We start from the raw sequence: 26648 nt of genomic DNA, 5'->3' as shown, positions 1-26648 counted from the left end.
CCTGAGTCGAATGGCTCAGGGCCTTTTTCATGTCTGGAGTAAAAGCAGGATTCAGCGGTACAGCACTTTCTCCGCCAACTCGTCCGCCACCCGTGCAGGCGAACGTTTTTCCGCCTGCGCATGGGCAAAGACTTCGGTCAGCCGCGAGGCGATTTTCGACAGGTGCGCGGTGATGGTCGTGAGCTCTTCGCCACGGTGTTTGAGCGAAACGTAGATCAGCCCGCCGGAATTGATCACGTAGTCCGGCGCATACAAAATGCCCCGACGTTCCAGTTGATCGGCCACGTCCAGATGCGTCAGCTGATTGTTCGCCGAACCGGCCACTGCCGAGCAGCGCAGTTGAGTGACGCTGTGGCTGTTGAGCACGCCACCGAGGCCGCAGGGCGCGAGAATGTCGCACGGCGTGCTGAGCAGCGCATCGTTGGCGATCGGATGAGCGCCCAATTGCTCCATCGCCAATTGCACCTTGCCGTGATCGATGTCGCTGACCAGCAGTTCGGCGCCGGCGGCGTGCAGCTGTTCGGCCAAGGCATAACCGACGTTGCCCAACCCCTGGATCGCAACCCGCAGGCCTTCGAGGTTATCGCTGCCCAGGCGAGCCATGGCGGTGGCACGAATGCCGGTGAACACCCCCATCGCGGCGTGTGGCGCGGGGTCGCCCGCCGAGGTGGTGCTGGTGACGTGTTGGGTCTGTTGGGCGATGCAATCCATGTCCGCCACTGAAGTGCCGCTGTCGATCGCGGTGATGTAGCGCCCGTCGAGTTGATTGATGCAGCGGCCGAAGGCTTCGAACAGCGCGGCACGATTTTCCACATGCACCGGTCGAACAATCACCGCCACCCCGCCGCCCTGGGCGAGGCCGGCCAGCGCTGCCTTGTAACTCATGCCCTGCGCCAGGCGGATGGCATCCTCGACTGCAGATTCGTCGCTGGGATAGGCAAGGTAACGACATCCCCCCAGGGCGGGCCCCAGGCGGCTGTTATGAATGGCAATGACCGCCTTCAACCCGGTGACTGGGTCGACGCTCAGATGCAGCGATTCAAGGCGAGTGCTTTGCATGAGAGCGAACATCGTAGGGCTCCCGAATCACTTCTTGTAGTCGCCAGTATAGGCTTGCGCCCAAAAATTGCAGAAGCGCACCGGAATAAGCAGCGCCGCAATGCAGGCTTTCGGACATAACCTGATACCGCATGTGTGCCGCACTGGACGAATGCCGGCGACGGGGCTAAAACGAGGCATTGCCCGGAGATTTTGATGACCCCGCGCCAACACTTTTTTGACTGCCTGCAACGATCACCGCCCGCGCTGTTCGAGGCGGCGCTGTGGATGGCGGCCGAGCATGACAAAGAGGTGAATCCCGAGAAGGTGCTGGCAGACTTTCGCGATCTGCAACAGCGGGTCAGTTATGGCTTGCCGATGCTGCCGGTGAGCGAACTGGCCCAGCCGCTGTTGCGGCGGATGAATGACCTGGGGTTCGCCCAGGACGACTTCACCCCGCTGCGCCCACAAGTGGCACTGGTCAATAAGGTGCTGGAACTCAGGCGCGGCCAGCCGCTGTCCTTGGGGTTGATCGCGCTGGAGTTGGCCAGACGCCTGGAGATCCCGTTGGCCGGGGTCAACTTCCCCGGACACTTCCTGCTGCGGGTGCCAGGTGCCGATCACCTGCTGGACCCGTGCGGCGGGCGCCGCTTGTACCCCAACGATTGCCGGGAATTGCTGCAACGTCAGTACGGCCCGAACATGAAAATCAACGCCGAGCATTTGCTGACCGCCGAACCGGTGCAGATGCTGCAACGGCTGTCACGCAACCTGCGCCAGTTGCACCTTTCCCACGATGACTACATCGGCGCGCTGATCGACGCTGAACGCGTGCTGGAACTGGGCAACGCCAACGCCTCCGATTACCTGGCCCGGGCCAGCCTCTATCAACGGCTGGACTGCCCGAACGCCGAGCGCTTCGACCTGGAGCATGCATTGCTGCTCAGCGACGACCCGATCCAGCGGATTCGCCTGACTGAACGACTGGGGCATCTGCCGCCCAATTCCATCGTCCATTAATCACAGATCCCCTGTGGGAGCGGGCTTGCCCGCGATAGCGGCGTATCAGCCAAATGAATGTCGACTGATACACCCTCATCGCGAGCAGGCTCGCTCCCACAGGAATGGCGGTGTCAGGTTTTAGGGGTGTCTGGCTGGTTGGCCGGGTGTGCCTTGATGAACGCGGGATGCTGCGCAGCCAGTGCCGCAACCCGGCGAATCCGTGGATACGCTTCAAGTGAGATGTTGAACCGCTCGGCCGCGTACAGTTGAGGTATCAGATAGACGTCCGCCAAGCCTGGCTCCGGCCCAAAGCAAAACCCCTCATCCCCAATCAACTGCTCCACCGTCGCCAAACCCTGGCTGATCCAGTGGCCGATCCACTCCACCACCTGCGTCTCATCGTGACCCAATTGCCGCAGCTTGTTGAGCACGCTGACGTTGTGCAACGGATGCACGTCGCAACCAATTACGGCTGCAACACCACGCTCATGAGCGCGCGCGACCAGGTCTTTGGACAGCAGCGGCACCTGTGGATAACGTTCCTCCAGGTACTCGATGATGGCCGGCGACTGAATCAGCAGTTCGCCTTCATCGGTGCGCAAGGCCGGCACCCGGCCTTGCGGATTGATCGCCAGATACGGTGCTTGCCGATGCTCGCCACCCGGCGGTGCGATCAGATTGACCGGCAGCGCCTGGACATCCAGGCCCTTCAATGCCAACGCAATGCGCACCCGGTAAGACGACGTCGAACGGTAGTAGGTGTAGAGCTCCATGAGCCGATCCTCTTAGCGCGCCGCGATGACTTTGCCGCGGCATTCGCCGAAACCGATGGAGGCAAAACCGTCGCGGCTGCAACGCGCCCGCAAGATGATTTCGTCGCCGTCTTCAAGGAACTTGCGCACCTCGCCCGACGCCAGCTCGATCGGCTTTTTCCCGCCCTCGGTGATTTCCAGCAGGCTGCCGAACTGACCGTTTTCCGGTCCCGACAACGTGCCCGAACCGAACAGGTCACCGGCCTGCAACTGGCAGCCGTTGACGCTGTGGTGCGCGACCATTTGCGCCACGGTCCAGTACATGTGTTTGGCGTTGCTGAGCGTCAGGCGATGGGCCGGCAGTTTTTGCTCGCGCAGGCCTTCGGTCAGCAGCAGCACTTCCAGCTCGATATCGAAAGCACCCAAGGCTTGATCACGCTTGTCGAACAGGTACGGCAGCGGCTGCGGATCGCCTTCCGGGCGCGCCGGTTGAGCACGACGGAACGGCTCCAGCGCTTCGGCTGTCACGACCCACGGCGAGATGCTGGTGATAAAACTTTTCGACAGGAACGGCCCCAGCGGCTGGTATTCCCAGGCCTGGATGTCCCGCGCCGACCAGTCGTTGAGCAGGCAGAAACCGGCAATGTGATCGGCCGCGTCGCCAATGGCGATCGAGTCACCCATCTCGTTGCCCTGACCGATCCAGATGCCCAGTTCCAGTTCGTAATCCAGGCGTGCGCACGGGCCAAAGGTCGGCTCGGTCTGACCGGCTGGCAAGGTCTGGCCTTTCGGACGGCGAACGTCGGTGCCGGACGGGCGTATGGTCGAGGCACGACCGTGATAGCCGATCGGTACGTACTTGTAGTTCGGCAGCAATGGGTTGTCCGGGCGGAACAGTTTGCCGACGTTCTGCGCGTGCTCGATACCGACGTAGAAGTCGGTGTAATCGTTGATTTTCGCCGGCAGGTGCATCTCGCAGTTTGCCGCCAGTGGCAGCAGCTTTGCGCCTTGGGCTTCGATCTTGCCGTGCAGGGTGCTGCCTTCAGCGAACAGTTCAAGCAGACGCTCGCGCAAAGCAACGCGAGCCTCACGGCCCAGTTCGAAAAACGCATTCAGCTGACCGCCACGGGTGGCTTCTACGGCGGTTTTTGCGAGGCCTTCGAACAGGCCGGCGTCCAGCGCCGCTTCCAGATCAAAAATGTGTTCGCCAATGGCGACGCCACTGCGCGGTGCAGAGCCCTTCACGCTGAACACGCCCAGTGGCAGGTTTTGCAACGGGAAGTCAGCATGACCGTTGGCGGAAGAAACCCAGCTACGAGTGATGGAAGTCTGAGTCATGGGTTATCTCCGGGTCGGGTCGAAAGTGGCGGGCAGCGTGGCCCAGCAGGCATCGTAATTAGGTTGAAGTTGCGGGCAATCCAGGGCGAAACGGCTCGGGCGCAGCACCTGGCTGGTCTCGAACATGAACGCCATGGTGTTGTCGATTTTCGCTGGCGCCAGTTCGGCGTTGATGGCCTTGGTGCAGGTTTCGCCGTCCGGGCCATGAGCGCTCATGCAGCTGTGCAACGACGCGCCGCCGGGCACGAAACCTTCGGCCTTGGCGTCGTACTCGCCCTTGATCAGGCCCATGAATTCGTTCATCAGGTTGCGGTGGAACCATGGTGGACGGAAGGTTTTCTCGGCGACCATCCAGCGTGGCGGGAAGATCACGAAGTCCAGATTGGCCAGACCGTGGACGCTGGTCGGCGAGGTCAGGACGGTGAAAATCGACGGATCCGGGTGATCGAAACTCACCGTACCGATGGTGTTGAAACGGCGCAGGTCATATTTGTACGGCACGTTATTGCCGTGCCAGGCGACCACGTTCAGCGGCGAATGATCGAGCTCACAGCCCCACAATTGGCCGAGGAATTTCTGCACCAGAGTGGTCGGTTGCTTGAGGTTTTCGTAATGCGCGACGGGCGTCAGGAAGTCCCGGGCATTGGCCAGGCCATTGCTGCCGATCGGCCCCAAGTCTGGCAGGCGCAGTGGCGCGCCGTGGTTTTCGGCGATATAGCCGCGCGCTTGCGGGTCGAGCAATTCGACGCGGAATTTCAGACCGCGCGGCAGCACGGCGATTTCCAGCGGCTCCAGTTCCAGCACGCCCAATTCGGTGGCGATGCGCAGGCGGCCCTGCTCAGGCACCAGCAGCAGTTCACCGTCGGCATTGAAGAACACGCGCTCCATGGAGCGGTTGGCGCGGTAGCTGTAGATGCTGATCCCGGCGGGTTTGTCTGCGCCCGAGTTGGCGGCCATGCTCACCAGCCCGTCAATGAAATCGGTCGGTTCGCTCGGGATGTCCAGCGGGTTCCAGCGCAGGCGATTGGGGGTTACTTCACCCAACGGACCACCGGCCAATTGCCGATCCAGTTTGACGAACGCCGGGTGATTGGCCGACGGCTGAATCCGGTACATCCAGGTGCGCCGCGCTTCGCTGCGGGCCATGGTGAACGCGGTACCGGAGAACAGTTCGGTGTAGAGGCCGTAAGGGGCTTTTTGCGGGGAGTTCTGGCCGACGGGCAGTGCGCCGGGCAACGCTTCGCTGCTGAATTCGTTGCCGAAGCCTGACTGATAAGCCAGCGCTGGCGCCGTTGAATCGAGGTTCATGGAGCCTCCTGAACAGGGAGTAGGCAATGGCCTGTCGCTCTGCTGCAGAGGTCTCGGCACGCCCGGGTTATTTTTGTCGTAATTCGATTACGCATAACGTAATTTGATTGGTATTGACCGTCAAGCTATAAAGACGCCCATTCGTCCCGGGATCAGACTGCCTTCATGGAAACGCCGCGCAACAACGACAAACAGAAAGTCCGCTCGGCCGAGGTCGGTACCGACATCCTCAAGGCCCTGGCCGAGTTGTCGCCTTCGACCTCGTTGTCGCGCCTGGCCGAACACGTGCAGATGCCGGCGAGCAAGGTTCATCGTTATTTGCAGGCGCTGATCGCCAGCGGTTTCGCCGAGCAGAACACCGCCACCAACCATTACGGACTCGGCCGTGAAGCACTGCGCGTGGGCCTCGCCGCGCTCAACAGTATGGACGTGCTGAAAGTTGCCGCCCTGCCCTTGGCCGAGTTGCGCGATGAACTGAACGAAACTTGCTTTTTGGCGGTGTGGGGCAATCAGGGTGCGACCGTGGTGCACATCGAACCGGCAGTGCGTGCGGTGACGGTTGTGACGCAGTTGGGTTCGGTGCTGCCGTTGCTCAGCTCGTCCACTGGCCTGGTGTTTGGCGCGTTTCTACCGAAGCGCGAAACCGTGGACTTGCGCGATCAGGAACTGCAAAACACCAACGAGCACGTCTTGGCGGACGATCAAGCCTATGCGGCCTTGTGCGAACAGATCCGCGAGCGCGGCCTGCATCATGTGCATGGTTTGCTCATGCCGGGGGTGGACGCCTTGTCAGCACCGGTATTCAACGCAGTAGGGAATGTCGCGGCGGTCATGACCATTGTCGGCCCTACCTCGTTATTTCACGCCGACGAAAACGGCCCGGCGGCGCAGCGATTGCTGGCGGCGACGCGGGCCGTGAGTTGGCGGATGGGCCATGAGCCCGTCCATGCAGCGAGCCCGATCAGCGATTAATCAGCAGGGTTAACGGACGATGGTTTTGCTGCCCCGTCCCTGCGTGTCGGCCAATACATCCTGAACAATTTGCTGCAGTACCTGGTGCGGAACCTCTTGCCCAGTGGCTGCAGAAACCAGGCCTGCAAGTGTCTTCGCATCACCCGCGAGGTCGATCAGCGTTCTTTGCGCTGCGGTGATTGCGCCCTTGCCCAGCTCTTTGTATTTGCCATAGCCCAACGTGGCCAGATCAATCAATGCGTCCTTGAAATGGGTGATCGCTTTATTTTTGTCCCCATCGTGATAGGCCTGCGCGCCTTCAAGAATGTTTTTGGTGATTTGTATTCCGGCGACCGCGAGCCCTAGAGGAGGAATAATCAGGCTGATGACCTGTGCGGCGTTGATGACAGCGTTGTACGTCAGGCCCGCAATGATCTCGGCCAGACTGGTCGTCTGCGCGTCCACATCCCTGATGACGCGCCAGATCATGTCGTCGTAAGACCTGACGAACTCTCGGACCCGACTGTCGTGCTCCAATGTCGGCGGAGGCAGGCTACGAGTCGAGGCCTCAAGTCCATCAAAGTAATTGCTGACCGCGAGCCGATCCCTGAAATGAACGCGCGTAGAGTAGTACTCCCTCAACCCCTTGATACGAACCGACGTATCAAAATGGCTGAATGGGCGAAACCATAAACCGTCCGGAGCTTGCGGGGTATACAACCAATCCTCGTTTTTCCCCGCGGTCATGAGCCGGAATACATAGACCCCCTCCACCGGACGAAGCCGACCAAGGTGAAGCTGGTAGATACTGTTTTCCATCGCGGGGTAATCGCCCAACGGATGGCGTGTCTGCACATGCTCCAGCGAACTGATTAAATTGAAAAGACCATTGCGTTGCTCATAGTTGATTCGCTGCTGAAAGTATTCTGACAATACAGCCCGGTTCATTTCCGCCAGCTGACGCTGTTGATGAACACCGCGCCTGAACGCGTAACTCAACTCGGTGGAATCCAGATAAACCGCGCGCAACATATCGATATATTTTTCACCTGGTCGTAACACCTTGGACCACGAAGACAACTCGTATATATCCAGCTCCTTGAATTCAGGCTGCCCCTCCGCCAGGCTGAATCTTGGGTAGTACGAAGGTTTTGCACTGCCTTCATTTCTGGCGTCGAAAACATGCTCATTGACAATTATGGAAGTCAGAGACAGTTTTTCCGTCGAACTTAACTCGACAATTATCAAATCCGGATCAACTGATACATGTTCCCCCCGAGACTTCAGCACCTGCTCAACTTGATACTTGATCAAGTCGTACGCAAACTGATAATACGAAATCAACGCATGATCACGCGCCTCAACGGTATACAACGCCTTGAGTTCGGTATTGAGTCGAGCAAACTGCTCCCGCAAGAAGACAGGCGCATAACGATAGTTTGCCGAGGCCAATTCGATCGCTTCAATTTTGTCTCGACGAATTCTTTCAGACACCACACCAAACAAAGGCTGTCCCGCCTTGGGCGCGATAAACTCACGCAGTTGTACATCGTCGTTTTTCCAGAAGCGTTTATTCGCCGCGAGCTCACGAAAAAACAAGTGAGCCGAATCCCGAAAACGGCTATCAACCTGATCATCGATAAAATCCGAAGACTTGCTGGCCCAATCACCGACTGCGTTACCCATCTCGACGACACTGTCAAAGCTGTGCCAAACCTTCTCATCGGGAGCACCGGGCGCATACAGGATGTTTCGCCCCAGCGGGTTCCCTCTCTCACTGATGACAAACAGATCTTTCATTGCAGCGCCCGTGCCCGGCAACACCACGCCACGGACAAACAATGCCGGATCACCCGCCAGGTATCGCAGCACCCAGTGGTCGTCCAAGCGTTCGTAAGCACGCTCGACACTCGCGCAAAAAAGAGTGAATTCTATCTGCCTGGCCAAATACTCTTGCATCGCTTCATTGATAACCTCGGTTGCATCGATAGTCATCATCACGGCGAAGTCAGAACGAATGTCGACCGAGGCAAGCCATTGTTGAAGGCCAGCGCTGGTAAGCCCCGGGTAAACCGGACCTGCAAAACTCAATTCCTGAAGCGTCGAAATTTGCAAACCAAAAATCGCGAACTCGGTCAGCGATCTTTTATCCTCCTGAATGATCTCCTTGCCAGCAACGCGGAGCGTATGTCGGGACGTCACGACAATCTGGTCGGGCTCACACTCGACACCGGCGGCGATGCGTGCCCATGAACGAACACGATTCAGTGCATAAGCCTTTAAAGAAGCGCGTGGGCCTAACGCTTCGTTCAAATTCTTTTCACTTTCAACCAACGCTGCTTCAAGCCCCAGAAAATGCTGAACGTGTTGCTCCGAAAAACTCTGACGCCAGTAATCCAGTCGCATCTCTCGTTTACTAGGCACACTGTTATTAAAACTCACTAAATCATCCTTGTTGACAACAGCAATGGCACCATGCCAATTGCTCTACCAACAAACACTAACGCCCCTCTCCCAAGATAAAAACATCAAACTTTTTTCTGCATATTAAACAACCCTCACCGCGCAACCCAACTGCGTCCAACACACGTTTAATCGCAATAAAAAAGCAAAAAGCGCCGTCACAAACCAACACGCGACTTCAATCCAGCAAACCCAATCGCTTGGCCTTTGCAACCGCCTGAGTTCTGCGTTCGACACCTAACTTTCCATGAATACGTCGAGCATGAGTTTTCACCGTATGTAACGAGATGAACAACTGCTCTGCAATCTGTTGATTGGAATTACCCATGGCAATTAACTTCAGCACTTCAGACTCACGCTGACTGAGTGGATTGATTTCAATGACCACTGTGCTGTTTTCAGTGAAATTTTCGGCAATACCCAGCGACGACAGTAACCCCGGCTGACGCAGTTGTAATTCACGAAGTGCCTGACGCAGCCCACAGCGCTCTGCGAGGTTCAAGCCCTTGCGCAAGAATTCTCTGGCGCCAGCCAGGTCCCCCTTCAACCAGGCACCTTCAGTGCATGCGAACAGCAGTTCAACTTCCAGTGTCGGGATTGCGGCCCTCTGTGACTGCTCAAGCATTTGTTCAAATTGGATCATCGGGTCGTCGACCTGGTGTAGATAAACTTGCGCCAGCACCAGTAAATATTCGATCCGTGCGATCAACATCAAAGTTGCGGGAGGTGCTTGCCGCGCTTGCGGACCACGATAATGGCGCAGCACTCGAGTGAGTGCTTCGCGAGCCAGTTCGGGACGGCCTTGCTGTAGCCAGAAATGACTGCTGATTTGCAACAACACGCCGCGGTAAACGGTGTCAGGACTCTGCCGCTGCTGCATCAGCCGCTCAGCGTCGCGTAGATGAGCAAACGCCAAGTCATAGTCACGCTGATTGGCCGCCAATTGCGCCAGGCCAAGAAAACCATACAAAACCCGTTTGTCGTGGTTGCGCAAACAAATCCGCAAGCCACTCTCGAACAACTCGGCCGCTTGCGCATCCCGTCCCTGAGACAGATTCAAACGGCCACGCTGCAACGCCAATCGACCAAGCAATGGTTCGGCATTGCGCTGCTGCCTGGTAAACATGAGGTGAACATTGGCGAGCAAGAGTTCGGCACGCTGGAGAGCACCACGCTGCTCGAGCAATTGCGCATGATCGAGCTCCAGCAGCCCTTCAAAAACCAGCGAGCCTTGTGCACGCGCCAGGCATAAAGCTTCCCGATTCATCGCCTGAGCGACATCCAGCTCGCCCCGCAGCAAGGCCTGCTGAGTCAGCCCCGACAAGCACATCACGCGCACAGTCCAGAGCTCGGGGCCGAGGTCATTCAGCGCATCGAGAAAATGCGCGCGTGAGCCCTCTGCCCGCCCCTGCAGATGCAACAGCCAACCCTGCTGAGCCTGCCACCGCGCGATCAGTTGCCGTTGCAGAATCGCCGACGGCTGCGGGGTGAATCGTGACAACTGCTCGATGCAATCCCCGGCCTGTTCAAACCGTCCCGCAAACAGCGATGCCGCGGTGATCAGCCCGACCAGTTGCGGCGAACCGAACATGAGCGCTTCGCCTTGTTGCTCGTACAACCGCAACAACAGCACGACCGTCTGTTCCTCGAACAAATGCTCGAAACTGAAATGCTGTAACAGGCTGACCGCAACCTCGAACTCTTCGGCCAGCAAGGCCTGCTCGAACGCGGCTTTCCAGTCCAGTTCGGCGGCGAACCACTGGCAGGCGCGGCGATGCCAGGAACGCCCGGCCGGCCATTGCTCATCGCGCATCAACTGCGTGAGTGGAGGGAAGATCTGCAGCCAGTCGGTCGAGTCCTGCCAAGGCTCGATAAAGCAGCCCAGGTCCTGCAACGTCTTCAGGCATTGCGCGCCCTCCCCCGCACCAAACAGGTGTCCGCACAACCGCGCATTGAAGCGTGGCAAATGCGCGAGCACCCGCCAGGCCTCCGTCAACTCCGGAGTCAGGCTGGTGAACAGTTCGTGTTCGAGGTAATCGAGCAACGTGTCCGCTCGGCTGTGATGCGGGTCGTTGCGCGACCAGTCGCATTTTTGCAGCAGCGCAACGCGGACACCGGCGCACCAGCCGCCGCTGATCTGGATAATCTTGCTGGCGGCGCTGTTGGCATCAACCGGCGTCAGGTGACGCAACAGCGAGGCAATCTCAGCTTGATTGAAGGCCAGCGTGGCGCGCTCGCATTCGTACAATTCGTCATCGAGCAGCAACCGTGGCCAATTGCATTGCGGGCGGCGGCGGGCGCCCAACCACCACGTCAGCACAGGACTACTGACGGCCAGCATGCGATCGAGCAGGTGATCGAGTTCCGGGTTCGGAACGCGGCAATAGTCATCGAGAAACAGCCAGGTCGGCGTCTGCCATCGGGCCAGCGCGCCGAGCATTGCCGACTCTTCCGACGAAGCCAACCCCAGCGCTTCGGCCAATCGCTGACGAAACTCCGCCGCACTCATCGTTACGCCAGACAACGGCAACCAACACACCCGGCATTGCGGCGGCGCCTGTAACAGGCAGTCGGCGAGCAGCGCGGTCTTGCCGCTGCCGGCCGGCGCGCAGAGAAATTTCACCCGTGACGTGGAAGCCAGCAAAGGCCCGGTCAATCGATCACGCGACAGGTGATGCGAGGACAGACGGGGCAGGAATCCAGAACGGTCAAGACACGGGGTCATGGCGGTCATTGCGGCGTGCCTATTTATAATTGTCCGGCAACCCTAGCCCTCTACAACCCGCTTGTTTAGAAGTATTCAGAACGCTGATTGACGCCCATAAAAAAGGCGACCAAGCGGTCGCCTTTTGCACTGCGAATACATCAATTACCTTACCGAACCCCCTCGGCACGCAACGCCGATGGCGTGTAGTCCGCGGCCTTGGCTTCGAAACCGAATTCAAAGCTGTGCTTCTCTTCGTTCTTCATCCCCAGCGCAATGTATCGGCCGGCAATGATGTCGTAGAGCGCTTCCAGCGTGTACGCCTGGGTCTGGTGATCGTAGTAGTACTGGGCGTGACCTTCGGCCACTCGCCACAGTTGACCGCGACCATCGTAGTGGTCCGCCAGCGCCACTTGCCAGCTGTCTTCGTCGATGTACATGTGGCGCTTGGCATAGATGTGCCGCTCGCTCGACTTGACCGTGCCGATCACCTCCCAGACGCGGTGCAGTTCATAGCGGGTCAGGTCCTGGTTGATGTGGCCGGCCTTGACGATGTCGTCGTACTTGAGACTCGGCGAGTCGAGTTTGTAGCTGTTGTAGGGGATGTACATTTCCTTCTTGCCGACCAGTTTCCAGTCGTAGCGATCCGGCGCACCCGAGAACATGTCGAAGTTGTCGGAGGTGCGCAGACCATCGGCGGCGGTGCCCGGTCCGTCGTAGGCCACTTGCGGCGCGCGGCGCACACGGCGTTGGCCGGCGTTGTAGATCCACGCCAGGCGCGGTTCTTTCACCTGATCGAGGGTTTCGTGCACCAGCAGCACGTTACCCGCCAGACGCGCTGGCGCCGTGACCGACTGCTTGAAGAAGGTCAGCACGTTGGCAGCTTTTTCCGCGTCCAGGTCCTTCATCAATTGCGGGACGGCGATCTCTTCCTCAAAGCGGATTGGCGTGTAGCTGCCGTTGGTCTGCGGCGTCACCTGGGTGATGATGCGGCGCAGGTTGCCGCCGTGATAACGGGTGATGTGGTTCCACAACACCTCGACCCCGGTCTTCGGAATCGGGAATGCGTAGTAGCGGTTGCCAGTGAAATTCGCCAGGCCGTTACCGTCGTTGATGCTGTTCACGTTCAGCGCGCTGCGCTTGGCCGACTCGACAAGCTCCGGTGGTACGGCCACGGTGCGGTGAGTCGGGTAGACCGGGATCTTGTAGGTTTCCGGGTAGCGCTTGAACATCGCCACCTGGCCTTCCGAGAGTTTGTCCTTGTACTTGTCGACGTTGGCCGGGGTGATCACGAACAACGGTTTTTCACTGGCGAACGGGTCAGCCAGGAAACCTTTGCTGTCCACCGCACCGGCGTTTTTCGGGATGCCACCGGTCCACGCCGGGATCGACCCATCGGCGTTACCGGCCTTCTCGGCGCCGAGCGGCGTGAGGGTGGTGCCGAGTTTGTTCGCTTCGTCCGGCGAGACCGCCGCCATCACGTTGGCCGCCAGCAGGCTCAGGGCCAGGGCGCCGCATTGCAGAATCATCTTGCGCATCAAATTCATCCTTCTCAGCCAGATCAGAAGTTCACGCCGAAGCTCAGTGCCAGGAAGTCGCGGTCTTCCAGGGTGTTGTAGTCACCGCCGAAGAAATCGGTGTAACTCAGGCTCGCGGTATAGGTGTTGCGGTAGTCGGCATCGACGCCGACGCTGACTGCCTTGGCGCCTTCATTGAACAGCCCGTTGGGGCCGTAGCCAGCGACGTCATGGGACCAGGACAGGTTGGGTTTGAGGTTGATCCCGCCAATCACGTTGGCGTAATCGAGGATCGCCCGGGCGCGGTAACCCCAGGAGGTCGAGGTGACGAAACCTTCGGTATCGCCGCCGAAACCGTACTGGCCGTAGACCGAGTCGCGGCCGTAACGCAGGTTGCTGCGCGACTCCAGACCACCGACGTGAACCACCGCTGCTTCGCCGACCAGGGTCAAGCGCTGGGCGCCCCACACTTGATCGACGAACTGCGTGAGGGTGGTCTGGATCTGGGTGATTTCCTTGCGGCGGTAGCCTTTGTTGTCAGCACCAGGGGTGGTGGTGATCGGTGATGCAGCGCCACCGGCAATCGGGTTGACCATGGCCAGGGTCAGGTCGTTGGTGCTGAGCTGCACCGGAGCATTCGGGCGATAACTGATCTCGCCGCTCCACGCAGTGCCGGTAGGCAAGGTGGTGGAGAAACTCGCGCCGTAGAGACGAATGTCTTCCGGGTATTCGAGGTAATACTGACCGCGTCCGAGCATCACGCTTTGGGCCAGGCCTGCACCGCTGCCCGGCGCCAGTCGGTTGGCGACACTCACCATGCCCGGCAGGCTGGCCAGCGTCGACAGGCCGGCGGTGGTGGTGCCGACCGTCGGTGTGCGGCTGTGGTAATTCATGAAATACAGGCCGTACTCGGTGTCGTCACCGAGCCAGCGCAATGCCGTGCCCCACTGCCCGGAATCCCGCGCATCGCGGTCGCCGCCACGGGGCACGACCACGCCCTCGCGGGTCACCTGGATCGGTTGACCGAAGGCTGACGCCAAAGGCGCCAACGGGGCAATCGCGGGGCTGCCGACCGTGTAGTTGTTGTTGCAACCATCCGCCACTACGTCGTTGCCGAAGAAGGTGCCGCAGTTGTCGACGACCGTCTGGTCCCACTCCAGTTGATAGAAACCTTCCACCGAGAGCTGATCGGTCAAGCCCTGGGAGGCGAACAGCATGTTCACCGGAATCAGACCTTCCTTGATCTCGGCGCCTGGACGACGGAACGCCGATACGTCGATCGGGTTGATGCTGTTGATCGAGTTGCCGATGAAGGTACTTTCACCCCAGCTGACCACCTGCTTGCCGGCGCGCACGGTGCCCGGCAGATCGGCAATGGAATAGTTGTGATAGACGAAGGCATCGAGAATCTGCGCACCGGACGACTTGGCGCCCTCCTTGCGGCCACTGTCGCTGATCGGCTTGAACTCGCGGTCCTCGTCCTTGAGCTCGAAGTCGTACCAGTACTTGCCACGGACGAACACGCCGGTGTCGCCGTATTTCAATTCGAGGTCGTGCAGGCCCTTGAAGATCTTGGAGAAGGTTTCGCCCTTCTTGAAATTCAGCCGGCCGTCATCTCCGGTCGAAGACTGTCCGGTCCCGCCGTTGACGGTGCCCACCAACGATCTATCGGCATCGCGCATACCCCAACTCGCGCCGACGGACAGCGAGGAGTCAAACGTCCCCTCGATTTCGCCGATGTTGAATGCAACCGCTTGCGCCTGGGCACAGCAGCCCAAGGCAACCGCAGCGGCCAGCGCTTGCGGCGTGAAGATGGCGCGCATTGTTGTTTTTGTCATGCGTCTTCCCCGGTGAGTGACAGAAGGCCCCACCCTACTGCCGCACGTGAGGAGCGATAAGCGCACCAAGGAGGTATTCGTGGTGTACCTCTAAAGGATGAATGGCCTGATGGGACGGGCGTTTGCGCTGAGCATGGATGGGCTGGATGGAGGGTTATCAGCAGAACGCATGGCGGGAGGATGGCACCGACCGATGTAGCAGCTGCCGAGCAACGCGAGGCTGCGTTCGGCTGCGCAGCAGTCGCAAAACCTGCATATGCAAATCTCCTGGTGAACCGCGTTGGCTGACCCTCGCGTTGCTCGGCAGCTGCTACAGGGGCCTTGGCGCAGTGGACTTTTACTTATGCTGCAACAGTTCATGTCGCGAATCGCTATTTTTCCTTTGGGCTCAAGGCCTTATTCTTGCCGGGCTTTCACGGTGAGTAGCCAGGAAACGCGAAGCGATGGCATGTGATCATGCCCATGCCATTGGCGACAGAATCCTGATGAATCGACGCTTTATCGATTGATCGCCCCGTGTTCACTGACGTTGATTTGTAGCTCCTTGATCCAACGTCTTACTTTGGCCGCTGCGTTTGCAGCGGCCTTTTTTATGGGCGGTGGTTTTGTGGCTGGCGATGGGGACAGGGATTTCCGCTCGAGAATCTCCTGCAAGATATTTCCTATATCGGGATAAGAAACATCTCTTTACGCGAAAGACATTCACGTCTTTATTCCTGCCGCATCGAAACTTCTCTCAATCCTGTCTGTAACAGCCCACACATCTCTCGGACCCAGACTGTCGGTTTTGGTTGTAACGTTTTATGGGCACGACGTAATAACTCGAATTTATTTTTAGAAGACATGCCAACCACGCGCGCTTTCTAAATCACCCTGCACATTCAAAAGGATATGAATATGCAAAAGCCACCAGATCAATCAAGACCAGGATTTCTTGATATCGGCACACCTGTTCACACGATTGGCGAAGCACCCGATCACATCATCCCCGCACCTCTAACATCAAACGTAGTAACAACCGGCCCACACGGACACGGCATACCGGTTTACTACCAGAATCTCAATACAATCAAAGCCACTTCCAATGCGCTGGAACAGGAATATCAAACCAAGTCCAGCCAACTACCGCAAACCATTGAGAATGAACTCGCCACCACTCGGCTTGAGGGTTCAACCGATCCACTTCCGCCTGTGCAATCGATCATTCGCGAGCTGGACGTACGAAGCAGACTCACCGCTCGAAAAACGGCTGAGTTCCAAAACAAGACAGCGGTTGCCCATTCTTTTTATGGAGGAGATCCATTTAACAGACACATCAACGAATTCATGAAGAAGGCCACAACTATCGAAAAGAGACCCGCGCCGAACGGCGTTGCCATGCAGGCATTATTTCAGTCTCTTCGGGCGGCCCACGATGCAAGATTGTTGGCTCAAGGCCTCGAATTGCTCAGACAGCAAAACGTCAATGTGCAGAACTTTCTCAGTGCTGTGCAGGCCAATGAACAAGCACAGAAGGCCGCCGCTGAGTTGGCGCGCATAAACGAGGAAGCTGCGGCCCGGGCTCGAGAACAAGCGCGGCTTGCCTCCTTGGAAAATGCGCGGCGAGTGGCGGAGGAACAAGCTCGAGTCGCGGCGCAAGCGGCAGCGCAGCAGGTCGCCGCCGAAAAGGCCCGTCTTGATGCACAAGCCAAGGCCAAATGGGAAGCCGAATTGGAGCGGTTCCGCAAACAAAGGGAAGCAAACTCACGGGAGTTGATGGAAAAGCACGCCGAGTTCGTTCGGCAAAACGAGCGGGCGCGAGCTGAAAAGCAACAAGTGGAGAGAGAGAAGGCGCGCCTCCATGCGCTATGGAGCACGCAGGCATACCAAGCCAGTCTGACGTTCGCCAACGCAGGATCGACAGCGGCATCGGGCCCCGTATTTTCCGGAACAAACGGAACCGTGGACGTTAGCCGCGAGGCCTCTTTGGCCCTTAAGGCTGCGCTGCGAACTGCGGTAGTCGCCGTTGTCGAAGCGCTCGCAACAGCAACGGCGCCGACCCTTATGGGTTTCGCCGCGCTGATCGTTCCCTCCAGGCTGGGCAACAGTGATCTTTATTCTGTCAGTGTTCCCCTGTCAGAGCTCGCGCCCCTTCCGACTGCCAATCTGTACGAGCAAGCAGTCACCGGAGGAGAAATTGACCTGCCGGTGACACTAGGCTCGAAGACGTATCGCAATAGAGTAGAACTCTTCGTCGTTGCCACTGACGGAGTGGCAGTCCCTAACAAAGTGCCAGTGAAGCTTGCTCACTTTGACCCACAGAAGAATGTTTACGTCTGCGGCAGTAACGTCATCAATGGTCCCGTCATCACCTGGACGCCATTGGTTGACCCACAAAATACGTCGACTGACTTCCCTCTGACCGAAACAGATCTGCCGATCTATGAAGGCGCCACTGTCACTCCCCACACCGGACGAATCGATCCATTTCCGGCGTTTGATCGCTACGGATTTGGCGGATTCATCACCGTCTTTCCGATCGACTCCGGCCTTCCACCGATCTTCACCCTGCTTAGGGATCGACGGCAGGATTCCGGTGTGGGCATCGGCGCTGGTCAGTCGGTTTCAGGAAATTGGTTGGGTGCGGCCACGACACTGGAAGGCGCCCCAATCCCGATGCAGATTGCGGATAAACTTCGTGGGAGGGAGTTTTCGAGTTTCGATGCTTTTCGGAGAGCGTTTTGGAGGACGGTGGCGAATGACAAGTTTCTGATGGACCAATTCTCCTTCTTCAACAAAATTGATATCAGGAGAGGGCTTTCTCCGAGCGCTCTGCCATCAGAGCAAGTAGGTGGACGGCAAAAGTTTGAAATTCACCACATCCAGCCAATCAGCGAAGGTGGTTCGGTTTACGATCTAGATAATCTTCGAGTACTAACACCAAAACAGCACATCAGGATCCACTCCAAAAAAGGAGATAAATGAGATGACCTTTCAAAAAAAATTCGAAGAATACACAGAATCCGAATATATAAGCCTGATAAACCGATTAATTGAAGGCGACTACCTATCGGAGCGAGAACACGATGCAATTGTCGACCACATCGTAAGCACCTCAGAACACCCAAACGGCACAGGCATTTTGTATTATCCCGAACCGGGCGTTGAAGACAGCCCTGCTGGCGTACTAAAAGCCATCAAGGAATGGCGAGCCGCCAACGGAAAACCAGGCTTCAAACCCGAAGAATAAAAAATAGGGGAGCAAGCATTCATGCTTGCTCCCCTAAACTGTTAAATCGAATACTTCTGCAAATTCCCCATCATTTCCTTCAGCGCTTCAATATTGTCCTTCGGATGCGCCGCCCCTTCGAAATCACAAATCTGCTCCCACTGCGCCGCGACATCTTCCGGCGAGAAACCCACCCGCGGATCAAACCCGGCGCCCAGGCTGCGTTCCCAGCGCACCTTGCCCATCCAGCCGCCGCCGACTTCAAACAACCCGGAAGTCTCCTGGCAGGTTTCGCTGGCCAGGTACACCACCAACGGGCTGACCAGTTCCGGCTTGAGTTGCTCGAACACTTGCGGCGGAATCAGGCCTTCGGTCATGCGAGTGCCGCCGGTGGGCGCGATGGCGTTGACCAGGATGTTGTTCTTGCGGCCTTCGATGGCAAGTGTGCGGGTCAGGCCGTAGAGGCCGAGTTTGGCCATGCCGTAGTTGGACTGGCCGAAGTTGCCGTAGATGCCCGAGGTCGATGCGGTGAAGATCACGCGGCCATAGTTTTGCTCGCGCATGTGTGGCCAGGCGGCGCGGGTGACTTTGTAGGCGCCTTCGACGTGGACGCGGTAAACCAGGTCCCAATCGGCGTCGTCCATTTTGTGGAAGGTTTTGTCGCGCAGGATCCCGGCGTTATTGACCACAACGTCGATACGACCGAAGGCGTCGAGGGCGTGCTGGACGATTTTGTCGCCGTCGGTGACGGAGTCGTGGTTGGCTTCGGCGATGCCGCCCGCCTCACGGATCTCCGCCACTACGCGGTCTGCTGCCGACGCGTTCGCGCCTTCCCCTTGAGCCGAGCCGCCAAGATCGTTGACCAGCACTTTGGCGCCTTGTTTGGCGAACAGCAGCGCATGAGCCCGGCCCAGGCCGCCGCCGGCACCCGTGACGATCACAACTTTATCTTCGAAGCGCACAGACTCACTCATGGGGGAACTCCAGCAGACAGGGACAATAAGTCCGAGTGTCAGGCACCAGGCTGCTGGTCACAATAAACACAGGTAGAGCTGAATGGTGCCCGATAAGGCTGGGGGATAGTCAGGAACAGGCGGCCCTGCGCGGCGGAGAAACCAGCCGATCCCGAAACTCCTGGTAATGCTTGAGCACCTGCGCCGGTGCTTCGGTCTGTGGGTAATGGCCAATATCAGGCAGCAGCACCGTGTCCGGGTTGGGGACCAGTTCCCGATAGCGTTTGACCATGTGCGCGCCGGAAATGGGGTCGACCTCACCATCGATGACCCGCAGCGGCACCTCGCCGCGCTGCATGGCGCTGACCCAACGCTCGCGCTGGACACGCCGCTCAGGGATATAAGCGATGAGCTTATGCATGATGCGCGGGCCGTGATTGCTGTCGATCAGTCCCCAGAAATCATCCATCTCACTCTCGGTAGGCCGAGTTTGCGGACCAAATATCTGCCGGAAACTTTTCACCAGACCGTCACGGGTGAAGGCTCGACCGATCATCCAGCCCAAGGGGCTGAGCAGCAGTTTTTGCATCAACACCGGACGATGGGTTTCAGGGAACAGGCCGCCGTTGAGGAACACGCAACTGGCGATATCAATGCGGGTTTCGTAATGCCGGGCCAACAGTTCCTGGGCCACGCTGTCGCCGTAATCGTGGGCCAGCACATGCACCGGCTGCTCGACGTTCAGGTGCGCGAGCAACGCCTGTTGCAGATCGGCCTGCTCCAACAGGCTGTATTCATGGTTGACCGGTTTGGCTGAGTCGCCGAAGCCGAGCATGTCGCAGGCAATCACCCGATAGCGCTGCGTCAGCGGTTGCCACAGGTAATGCCAGTCCCAACTGGCGGTCGGGAAGCCATGGATGAGCAACAGCGGCTCACCCTGCCCCGCCGTCCAGTAACGGATGGTCTGGCCACGGAATACGAACGTCTGGCCGCGTTTGCGCCAGACACACAGGGGGATCTCGGCAAGTGGCATTAGATTTTATAACCCGGGTCTTGTTGATCGAGTTTGCGCAGCAACGCCGGCCAGGCCAACGCACCGCCCATTCCTTGAGCACTTTTGGTCACGCCGGCGATCATCGCCTTGGCGCCCGCCAGAATCTGCGGCTCGATGGCAATCAGCTCGGCACCACCGTTCTGCGCCAGCACCTGGATATCGCAGGCACGCTGGAAGGTGAACATCATCAGGAACGTGTCGGCGATGGTGCTGCCACAGGTCAGCAAGCCGTGGTTGTGCAGCATCAGGAAATTGTTTTCACCCAGATCGGCTTGCAGGCGCGCCTTCTCTTCATGGTTCAGGGCAACGCCTTCGTAGGCGTGGTAAGCCAGGCTGGACAGCACAAACAATGACTGTTGACTGATCGGCAGAATGCCCTGCTTTTGCGCGGACACCGCCACACCCGCTGCGGTGTGAGTGTGCAGCACGCAGACCACATCGTGACGCACTTCATGCACCGCGCTGTGAATGGTGTAACCCGCCGGGTTGATCTCGTAAGGACTGTCCATCAGCTTGTTGCCGGCCTGATCGACCTTGACCAGGCTCGACGCGGTGATCTCGTGAAACATCAGCCCGAACGGGTTGATCAGGAAATCTTCGGTGCCCGGCACCTTGGCGGAAATGTGCGTAAAGATCAGATCGTCCCAGCCATGCGAGGCGACCAGACGATAACAGGCAGCCAGGTCGACGCGGGTCTGCCACTCGGCGGCACTGACCTGGTTTTTGACACTGTGGGGGGATTGGACGGGAGCAACATTCACGGCAAGGACCTCCTGTTCTTATTGTTTTACTGTCGTTACAGCAGTCTAGTCAGGCCCCGGAGTTCGTGTAGTTGCATTGGCAGCCAGCTTGATGGCCTAACGAGTCAGTTCATAAGAAAGCCTGGATCCATGTCAAAGGACCGCCGCCAACAAAGGCGCGGCAAACAGGTTCAACAGCCCGGTCAGCACCATGACAAGCCCCGCGACCGAGCCTTCTTCACCGCCCACTTCATGGGCCCGACTGACGCCGGCACCGTGCGCGCCAACGCCAAACAACGCGCCGCGCGCAAGGGCACTGCGCAACGGCAGCCACTTCAGCAAAATGCCGCCGAGCATCGCCCCGAACACCCCGGTGAACATCACGAACACCGCCGTCAATTCCGGCACGCCACCGAGGTCGTGAGCCAGTGGCATGGCAAAGGGCGTGGTGATGGAACGGGGCACCAGCGACATCGTCACCGAACTGTCCAGCGCCAACGCCTTGGCAAGACCGAACGATGTGCCGATGGACGCCGCGCTGCCCGCCAGCATTCCGAGCAGCAACGCCGACCAATGCCGCATCAGCATCTGCCGCTGTTGCCAGATCGGCACCGCGAACGCGACGGTCACGGGCCCCAGCACCAACATCAGCCAATGGGTGTTGCTCGAATATTCCGAATACGCGGTGTGCAGCGGCACAGCGAGGGCCAGCAGCAGGGCTGGAACCAGAATCAGCGGCGATAGCAGATAATGCCCGGTGCGCCGATAGATCCAGCGACTGAATAAATAGGCCGAGAGCGTGAAGGCCAGCCAGAACATCGGCATCAGTTCAAGCTTCATGGGACCTCCTCAACCGCACCACCCACTCCACGGTGAATGCGGTGACCAGCATCACCATCAGCGTACTGACGCCGATCACCAGCAGAATCCGCCAGCCGTCGTCGCGCATCAGGCCACCGTAGTCGAGCAGGCTCATCAGCGCCGGAATAAAAAACAGCAGCATTTCAGCCATCAACAGGCCGGCACCCATTTGCAGTGCCGCCGGTTTGATAGCGCCAACGGCGAACGCCAGCAGCAACAGTGCCATACCGACGACGCCGCCCGGGATTGGCCAGGCAAACCCTACGGCAATCTCACAGCCAAGCAGGTAGATGCCGAGCAACACGGCCAGTTCAGCGGTTAATCGAGCCAGGCGTTTCAAGGTGGATGCATTCATGGTTTCGGTCCTCACAGGCGCTCATTTTACGGAGCGGGCTGTTATCCCGAAAACGAATTGTTAGACTCATACCTATTCCAATCTGGAATCAAGCACATGGAATTCAAACAGCTACGCAGCTTCGTCGAAGTGATGCACCAGGGTGGTTTCACTCAAGCGGCCAAGAGCTTGCACATCAGCCAATCGGCGGTCAGCAAGCAAGTCGCTCAGCTGGAACAGAGCCTGGGCACCCCGCTGCTCGAGCGCCTGGGTTCGCAGCTTCGCCTGACCGCCGCCGGCAGCGTGGTGCTGCAACGGGCCGAAGGCATGCTGCGACTGCGAAACGAATTGCTCAGCGAACTGGACGATTTGAGCCAACTGGCTCGCGGGGAATTGCGTCTGGGCCTGCCATTGCTCGGCAGTGACGCGCTGTTCGCCGGTTTGTTTGCCGAGTACCGGCGGCGCTACCCGAACATCAGCATCCAGTTACTGGAGGGCGGTAGCCTGAACATCGAACAGGCGGTATTGAGCGGTGAGCTCGAACTCGGTGGCAGTCTGTTGCCGAAAGATCCGCAGTTTGCCTTTCAGCCGTTCTGTGATGAGCCGCTGGACGCGCTGCTGCCGGCGGATCATCCGCTGGCGAACAAGTCGGTGATCGGTTTGGAAGAGTTGGCCGAGACGCCGTTCCTGTTGTATCAACGCAGCTTCGTGCTCAACGACCGCTTGCTGCAGGCCTGTCATCAGTTGGGCTTTACGCCAAAGGAAGGTGGGCGCAGTGGCCAGGCGGATTTTCTCGCGGCACTGGTGGCCGCCGGCCAGGGCGTGGTGCTGTTGCCCAGCGTGGTGGCGCGCGGGCTGGTGCGGCCAGGGGTGGTGCGCCTGACCTTGAATGCCCCGAGCTATTTGCGCTGGGACATTGCCTTTATCTGGCGTCAGGGCGCGTACCTGTCGAAGGCCGCACAAGCCTGGCTCGCCCTCCTGCGCGAGCGGCCGGTCAGCCCCGCAGCGCGCTGATCAACTCGGCCAGCCAAGGTTCGGCGTCGGTTTCCGGGGTCACGCTTTCGCTGGCGTCCAGGCGCAGCATCGGCAGCGCTTCGCGCAGGCCCAACTCGCCGAACAATTCACGCATCTGCTCACCGCCACCGCAGAACGTATCGCCATAACTTGCATCGCCCAGGCCGATCACCGCCCCCGGCAAACCGCGCCAGGCTGCAGGCAATTGGTCACGGATCATCGAATACAACGGTTGCAGGTTATCCGGCAATTCACCCATACCAGTGGTCGACGTCACCGCCAGAAACGCGTCCGGGCCGAAGGCCTGAACGTCGGCAAGTGATGCGCGCGGGTTGTGCCAGGTTTCGAAACCGGCGGCGTTTAAAATCGTTGCGGCGTGGCGGGCAACTTCTTCAGCCGTGCCGTACACCGAGCCGGAAATGATGGCAACTTTCATCAAACTGATCCTGAAGCTGAGTAAAAGACACAGATATTAACAGCACAGGCTCATTTGATCTTTTAGAATGCAAATCTCTATCAATCCGGAAAGGACTCTCCGATGATCAACGCTCAACTGCTGCAAATGGTGATAAACGCTTCCAACGACGGCATCGTGATTGCTGAAAAGGAAGGCGAACAGGACAACATCCTGATTTACGTAAACCCGGCGTTTGAGCGTCTGACGGGATACACCAGCGAAGAAATTCTCTACCAGGATTGCCGTTTCCTGCAGTCTGGCGACCGCGATCAAGAGGCCCTCGCTACGATTCGCGAGTCATTGACCCGTGGCGGCTCCTGCCGGGAAATCCTGCGAAATTACCGTAAGGACGGCACGCCGTTCTGGAATGAACTGTCCCTTTCTACAGTGAAGAACCCGAGCGATGGGCAAACTTATTTTGTCGGCGTGCAGAAAGACGTTACGGTGCAGGTCAAGGCACAGCAGCGAGTAGCGCAACTGGAAGCCCAATTGGCTGAGACGCAAGCCGAACTGGCTGCGCTGAAAGCGACGAACGGCGAAAACAAAACAGCGAATTAATTGTCATTAACTACAATCACCGATGACTTTGTAACTTTTTCTTTCGAGTTAGCCATGCAACGCGACGCACTCCTGACACAGGATGAGCTGGATTTCATCCAGACCATGCAACACAACCCGCAACTCAATGTGCGGGACGCGACGTCGAGCCTGCTCGTCAACGGTGGATCGCAAATCCGTGATTTGCTCACGCGCCTGGCGGCACATGAGCAAGTCACCATTCAGGCGAACTTCGAAAACCAGCAAATGACCTTTCCGCTGCACCTGGTGGAAGACGAGTTTCACGCGCTGCATTTGCGCCTGGGCGTGCCGAGTATTTTTGAAGACGGGCCTATGGTTCGTCCATGGCGCTTGTCACTTGAAGAGCCGGTTGCGCTGGAAAATGCCAAAGGCCAACCCGGCACGATGTGGGTGCATGAAATATCGTTCAAAGGGGTGTTGCTGGAAGTGCGCAACAAGACCAAACCACCCAAGCACTTCGCGCTGTGGTTCAGCCCGTCAGGCTATGAGCGGATTGCATTGCGCGGCACCTTCGAGCGTGAAACCGAGCAAGGTTTCTACGCCTACGAATTGAGCCAGAGTGACAAGGACGAGACCGAGCGTCTGCGTCAGTACATCCTTCAGCAACATCGTCTGACACATCCCGCCCTGCACATCTGATTCAGGTATCCAGGTTTCCTGCCAGGAACTGTTTCAGACGCTGACGCATCACCATTCCCTCATTCCCCAGACACCCGATCGACGTTCCGGCCAGGCTGTCCTGTACCAGGTCCGACGCATCGCCGGACAGCAACAACTGACAGTCCAGGCTCATGGCCAGTCGATTCAAACGTCGAGGCAATTCTGCGGCCGGCGCGTGATTGGACACCAGCACCAGTGCCGTGGGCTTGATCCGCTCGCAAACCAGGGTCAACTCGTCGAAGGGCTGACCGATGGCCAGCAATTGAATGGCCGAGTCGACACTGCTCAGATACAGCGCCGTGAGCAGCACTTCGAGTTCATGGGCCTGATCGGCCAGGGCGCAGACAATCACACGGCGCGGTTGCATGACGCGCACAAGCAGCATGCGTTGCAATACGCGAGATCGCAGAAAACCATCCAGGAACAGCCATTCGCTGGTCTGACCGAACGCGTCATGTCGCTGAAGCATCAACTTCCAGATCGGCATCAGGATGTCCTGGAACACCACTGTCAGGGGATAGCTGGAAAAAACCTGTCCATATATCTGCTCCAGTTGCACCTCGTCAAACGCCGTCACGGCCGCCTCAACCTGCTGTTGCCACTGGGCATAGTCGGCCTGAACGAGTTCTTCGGGAATGATCTTCGCCAGGGCTTTGAGGGGTTCGGTCTTGGCCAGTATCTTGCCGACCTTGCTGACTGCGACGCCTCGATCGATCCAGCCGAGAATGCTGCGAACCTTTTCAATATCGGCCATCGAGTACAACCGATGCCCGCTTTCGGTGCGTGTGGGCTGGATCAGGCCATAACGTCGTTCCCATGCCCGCAAGGTGACGGGGTTGATACCCGTCAGGCGCGCCACTTCACGAATGGGAAACAGCTCCTCTTGTTCCAGCGCAGTATCTTGCTGCAACGCTGGGACACCCTCAGTCAGGACAGGCATTAGGCAATTGACGTCCGCGCACAAAATTGGATCCCATTCTAACTCCTCTACCCCGTGCATGTTCAAGGCCGATGAACGACGAATGTCGCTGGTGTATCCGTCAGAATCAGGAATAATCCTTGCTTGTCTCAAGACGCAGCCCATCACCCCGGCGCTGCGCCTGGCGAAACTCCTACCCGGAGCGACGCATCTGTTATACGGAGATTCACCATGTCTACCTCACCCGTCACGCTGATGGTTGCTCGTCGTGTCGCCGATGGGCGTTATCAAGACCTGATGGTCTGGTTGCGCGAAGGCGAACAACTGGCCACCGACTTTCCCGGTTATCTCGGCTCAGGCGTGCTCGCTCCGCCGCCCGGCGATAACGAATTCCAGATTATTTTCCGTTTTGCCAACGAGCAAACCATGTACGCCTGGGAGCATTCCGCTTCGCGTACCGCATGGCTGGCGCGTGGCAGCGATCTGTTTGCGCACAAGACGGAACATCGCGTGAGCGGTATCGAAGGCTGGTTCGGCGCCGTGGGCCAGCGTCCACCCCGCTGGAAACAGGCCGTGGCGATCTGGTTGGCGTTCTTTCCGGTGTCCTTGCTGTTCAACTTTGTATTGGGACCGTTGCTCAGTGACATGAGCCTGCTGGCCCGCGTGCTCATCAGCACCCTGTGCCTGACGCCGTTGATGGTCTACTTCTTCATACCGCTGTCGACCCGCCTGCTGGCCGGCTGGCTGAACAGCCCACCGACGCGCCCGTTGCCCGCCGAACCCTCCACCCAGAATCACGGATAACCGTTGTGGAAGCGAGCCTTTGTGGCGAGGGGATTTATCCCCGTTCGGCTGCGAAGCAGTCGTAAAACCATTGTCTGCGGTGTATCTGATTCACCGCGGTGTTGGAATCGGGGCCGCTTCGCAGCCCAACGGGGTGGTGCGGCATTCCGATAAA

23 protein-coding genes are annotated in these 26648 nt (G+C 58.5%); 8 read left to right on the top strand and 15 right to left on the bottom strand.

The features are described 5' to 3' along the window. Window positions 1-51: 51 nt before the first annotated feature. Window positions 52-1071 carry a Glu/Leu/Phe/Val dehydrogenase dimerization domain-containing protein gene (locus tag DJ564_RS05770; RefSeq protein WP_109628037.1) on the bottom strand — a complete coding sequence of 340 codons (1020 nt, stop codon included), beginning with the start codon at window positions 1069-1071 and terminating at the stop codon, window positions 52-54. 183 nt (window positions 1072-1254) lie between these two features. Between DJ564_RS05770 and DJ564_RS05765 the strand changes: the two genes are divergently transcribed. Further along, window positions 1255-2058, top strand: a complete 804-nt coding sequence (locus DJ564_RS05765) for a SirB1 family protein (RefSeq protein ID WP_109628036.1) — start codon at window positions 1255-1257, stop codon at window positions 2056-2058. A gap of 113 nt (window positions 2059-2171) precedes the next feature. Here DJ564_RS05765 and maiA read toward each other — a convergent pair whose 3' ends face one another. From maiA to hmgA, 3 genes are read right to left on the bottom strand one after another with little or no spacing between them, the layout of a single operon-like run. Beyond that, the gene (gene maiA / locus DJ564_RS05760; protein ID WP_109628035.1) at window positions 2172-2813 is read right to left on the bottom strand and encodes a maleylacetoacetate isomerase; all 642 of its coding nucleotides are present in this window, start codon (window positions 2811-2813) and stop codon (window positions 2172-2174) included. Between the two features lie 12 nt (window positions 2814-2825). Then, complete coding sequence (fahA, locus tag DJ564_RS05755) at window positions 2826-4130, bottom strand: fumarylacetoacetase (RefSeq protein WP_109628034.1); 1305 nt, start codon at window positions 4128-4130, stop codon at window positions 2826-2828. Window positions 4131-4133: 3 nt separating this feature from the next. Continuing rightward, complete coding sequence (gene hmgA, locus DJ564_RS05750; RefSeq protein WP_109628033.1) at window positions 4134-5438, bottom strand: homogentisate 1,2-dioxygenase; 1305 nt, start codon at window positions 5436-5438, stop codon at window positions 4134-4136. A gap of 165 nt (window positions 5439-5603) precedes the next feature. On the opposite strand from hmgA, the gene DJ564_RS05745 reads away from it, so the two are divergent. Further along, window positions 5604-6410, top strand: a complete 807-nt coding sequence (locus DJ564_RS05745) for an IclR family transcriptional regulator (RefSeq protein ID WP_109628032.1) — start codon at window positions 5604-5606, stop codon at window positions 6408-6410. Window positions 6411-6419: 9 nt separating this feature from the next. On the opposite strand, the gene DJ564_RS05740 is transcribed toward DJ564_RS05745, so the two are convergent. The 4 genes from DJ564_RS05740 to DJ564_RS05725 form a co-directional block, all read right to left on the bottom strand. Next, window positions 6420-8831 carry a DUF6543 domain-containing protein gene (locus tag DJ564_RS05740; protein WP_162556174.1) on the bottom strand — a complete coding sequence of 804 codons (2412 nt, stop codon included), beginning with the start codon at window positions 8829-8831 and terminating at the stop codon, window positions 6420-6422. Between the two features lie 199 nt (window positions 8832-9030). Beyond that, window positions 9031-11586, bottom strand: coding sequence for a LuxR C-terminal-related transcriptional regulator (locus tag DJ564_RS05735; protein WP_109628030.1), 2556 nt, complete (start codon window positions 11584-11586; stop codon window positions 9031-9033). A 140-nt stretch (window positions 11587-11726) separates the two neighbouring features. Then, window positions 11727-13094 carry a DUF1329 domain-containing protein gene (locus tag DJ564_RS05730; RefSeq protein ID WP_109628029.1) on the bottom strand — a complete coding sequence of 456 codons (1368 nt, stop codon included), beginning with the start codon at window positions 13092-13094 and terminating at the stop codon, window positions 11727-11729. Window positions 13095-13117: 23 nt separating this feature from the next. After that, the gene (locus DJ564_RS05725) at window positions 13118-14911 is read right to left on the bottom strand and encodes a DUF1302 domain-containing protein (RefSeq protein ID WP_109628028.1); all 1794 of its coding nucleotides are present in this window, start codon (window positions 14909-14911) and stop codon (window positions 13118-13120) included. An 897-nt stretch (window positions 14912-15808) separates the two neighbouring features. Between DJ564_RS05725 and DJ564_RS05720 the strand changes: the two genes are divergently transcribed. Both DJ564_RS05720 and DJ564_RS05715 read left to right on the top strand, forming a co-directional pair. Continuing rightward, the gene (locus DJ564_RS05720; RefSeq protein ID WP_109628027.1) at window positions 15809-17875 is read left to right on the top strand and encodes an S-type pyocin domain-containing protein; all 2067 of its coding nucleotides are present in this window, start codon (window positions 15809-15811) and stop codon (window positions 17873-17875) included. Between the two features lies 1 nt (window position 17876). After that, window positions 17877-18140, top strand: coding sequence for a bacteriocin immunity protein (locus DJ564_RS05715; protein WP_109628026.1), 264 nt, complete (start codon window positions 17877-17879; stop codon window positions 18138-18140). Between the two features lie 41 nt (window positions 18141-18181). Here DJ564_RS05715 and DJ564_RS05710 read toward each other — a convergent pair whose 3' ends face one another. The 5 genes from DJ564_RS05710 to DJ564_RS05690 all read right to left on the bottom strand — a co-directional run bounded on the left by DJ564_RS05710 (window position 18182) and on the right by DJ564_RS05690 (window position 22082). After that, window positions 18182-19093, bottom strand: coding sequence for an SDR family oxidoreductase (locus DJ564_RS05710; protein ID WP_109628025.1), 912 nt, complete (start codon window positions 19091-19093; stop codon window positions 18182-18184). Window positions 19094-19202: 109 nt separating this feature from the next. Further along, window positions 19203-20105, bottom strand: a complete 903-nt coding sequence (locus DJ564_RS05705) for an alpha/beta fold hydrolase (RefSeq protein ID WP_109628024.1) — start codon at window positions 20103-20105, stop codon at window positions 19203-19205. Continuing rightward, entirely contained in the window at window positions 20105-20887 is a 783-nt protein-coding gene (locus tag DJ564_RS05700; RefSeq protein WP_109628023.1) for a class II aldolase/adducin family protein, read from the bottom strand. The genes DJ564_RS05705 and DJ564_RS05700 overlap by 1 nt, the downstream gene beginning before the upstream one ends. Window positions 20888-21019: 132 nt before the next feature. After that, the gene (locus DJ564_RS05695) at window positions 21020-21706 is read right to left on the bottom strand and encodes an LrgB family protein (RefSeq protein WP_109628022.1); all 687 of its coding nucleotides are present in this window, start codon (window positions 21704-21706) and stop codon (window positions 21020-21022) included. Then, window positions 21696-22082 carry a CidA/LrgA family protein gene (locus DJ564_RS05690; RefSeq protein WP_109628021.1) on the bottom strand — a complete coding sequence of 129 codons (387 nt, stop codon included), beginning with the start codon at window positions 22080-22082 and terminating at the stop codon, window positions 21696-21698. The genes DJ564_RS05695 and DJ564_RS05690 overlap by 11 nt, the downstream gene beginning before the upstream one ends. A 96-nt stretch (window positions 22083-22178) precedes the next feature. On the opposite strand from DJ564_RS05690, the gene DJ564_RS05685 reads away from it, so the two are divergent. After that, window positions 22179-23075 carry a LysR family transcriptional regulator gene (locus DJ564_RS05685; RefSeq protein ID WP_109628020.1) on the top strand — a complete coding sequence of 299 codons (897 nt, stop codon included), beginning with the start codon at window positions 22179-22181 and terminating at the stop codon, window positions 23073-23075. Here DJ564_RS05685 and DJ564_RS05680 read toward each other — a convergent pair. Then, window positions 23056-23511 (bottom strand): flavodoxin, encoded by a 456-nt coding sequence (locus tag DJ564_RS05680; protein ID WP_109628019.1) that lies wholly within the window; start codon window positions 23509-23511, stop codon window positions 23056-23058. The genes DJ564_RS05685 and DJ564_RS05680 overlap by 20 nt on opposite strands. A gap of 102 nt (window positions 23512-23613) precedes the next feature. On the opposite strand from DJ564_RS05680, the gene DJ564_RS05675 reads away from it, so the two are divergent. Further along, window positions 23614-24090 (top strand): PAS domain-containing protein, encoded by a 477-nt coding sequence (locus DJ564_RS05675; protein WP_109628018.1) that lies wholly within the window; start codon window positions 23614-23616, stop codon window positions 24088-24090. 54 nt (window positions 24091-24144) lie between these two features. Beyond that, the gene (locus DJ564_RS05670) at window positions 24145-24750 is read left to right on the top strand and encodes a hypothetical protein (RefSeq protein ID WP_109628017.1); all 606 of its coding nucleotides are present in this window, start codon (window positions 24145-24147) and stop codon (window positions 24748-24750) included. Between the two features lies 1 nt (window position 24751). Here DJ564_RS05670 and DJ564_RS05665 read toward each other — a convergent pair whose 3' ends face one another. Then, the gene (locus tag DJ564_RS05665; RefSeq protein ID WP_109628016.1) at window positions 24752-25711 is read right to left on the bottom strand and encodes a MerR family transcriptional regulator; all 960 of its coding nucleotides are present in this window, start codon (window positions 25709-25711) and stop codon (window positions 24752-24754) included. A gap of 210 nt (window positions 25712-25921) precedes the next feature. Between DJ564_RS05665 and DJ564_RS05660 the strand changes: the two genes are divergently transcribed. After that, a complete protein-coding gene (locus DJ564_RS05660) occupies window positions 25922-26494 on the top strand; it encodes an antibiotic biosynthesis monooxygenase (RefSeq protein ID WP_109628015.1) in 573 nt (190 codons plus the stop codon). Window positions 26495-26648: the final 154 nt, after the last annotated feature.

The sequence above is a fragment of the Pseudomonas sp. 31-12 genome (genome assembly GCF_003151075.1).
Taxonomy (GTDB): domain Bacteria; phylum Pseudomonadota; class Gammaproteobacteria; order Pseudomonadales; family Pseudomonadaceae; genus Aquipseudomonas.
This window is presented reverse-complemented; position numbering and strand designations above follow the sequence as displayed.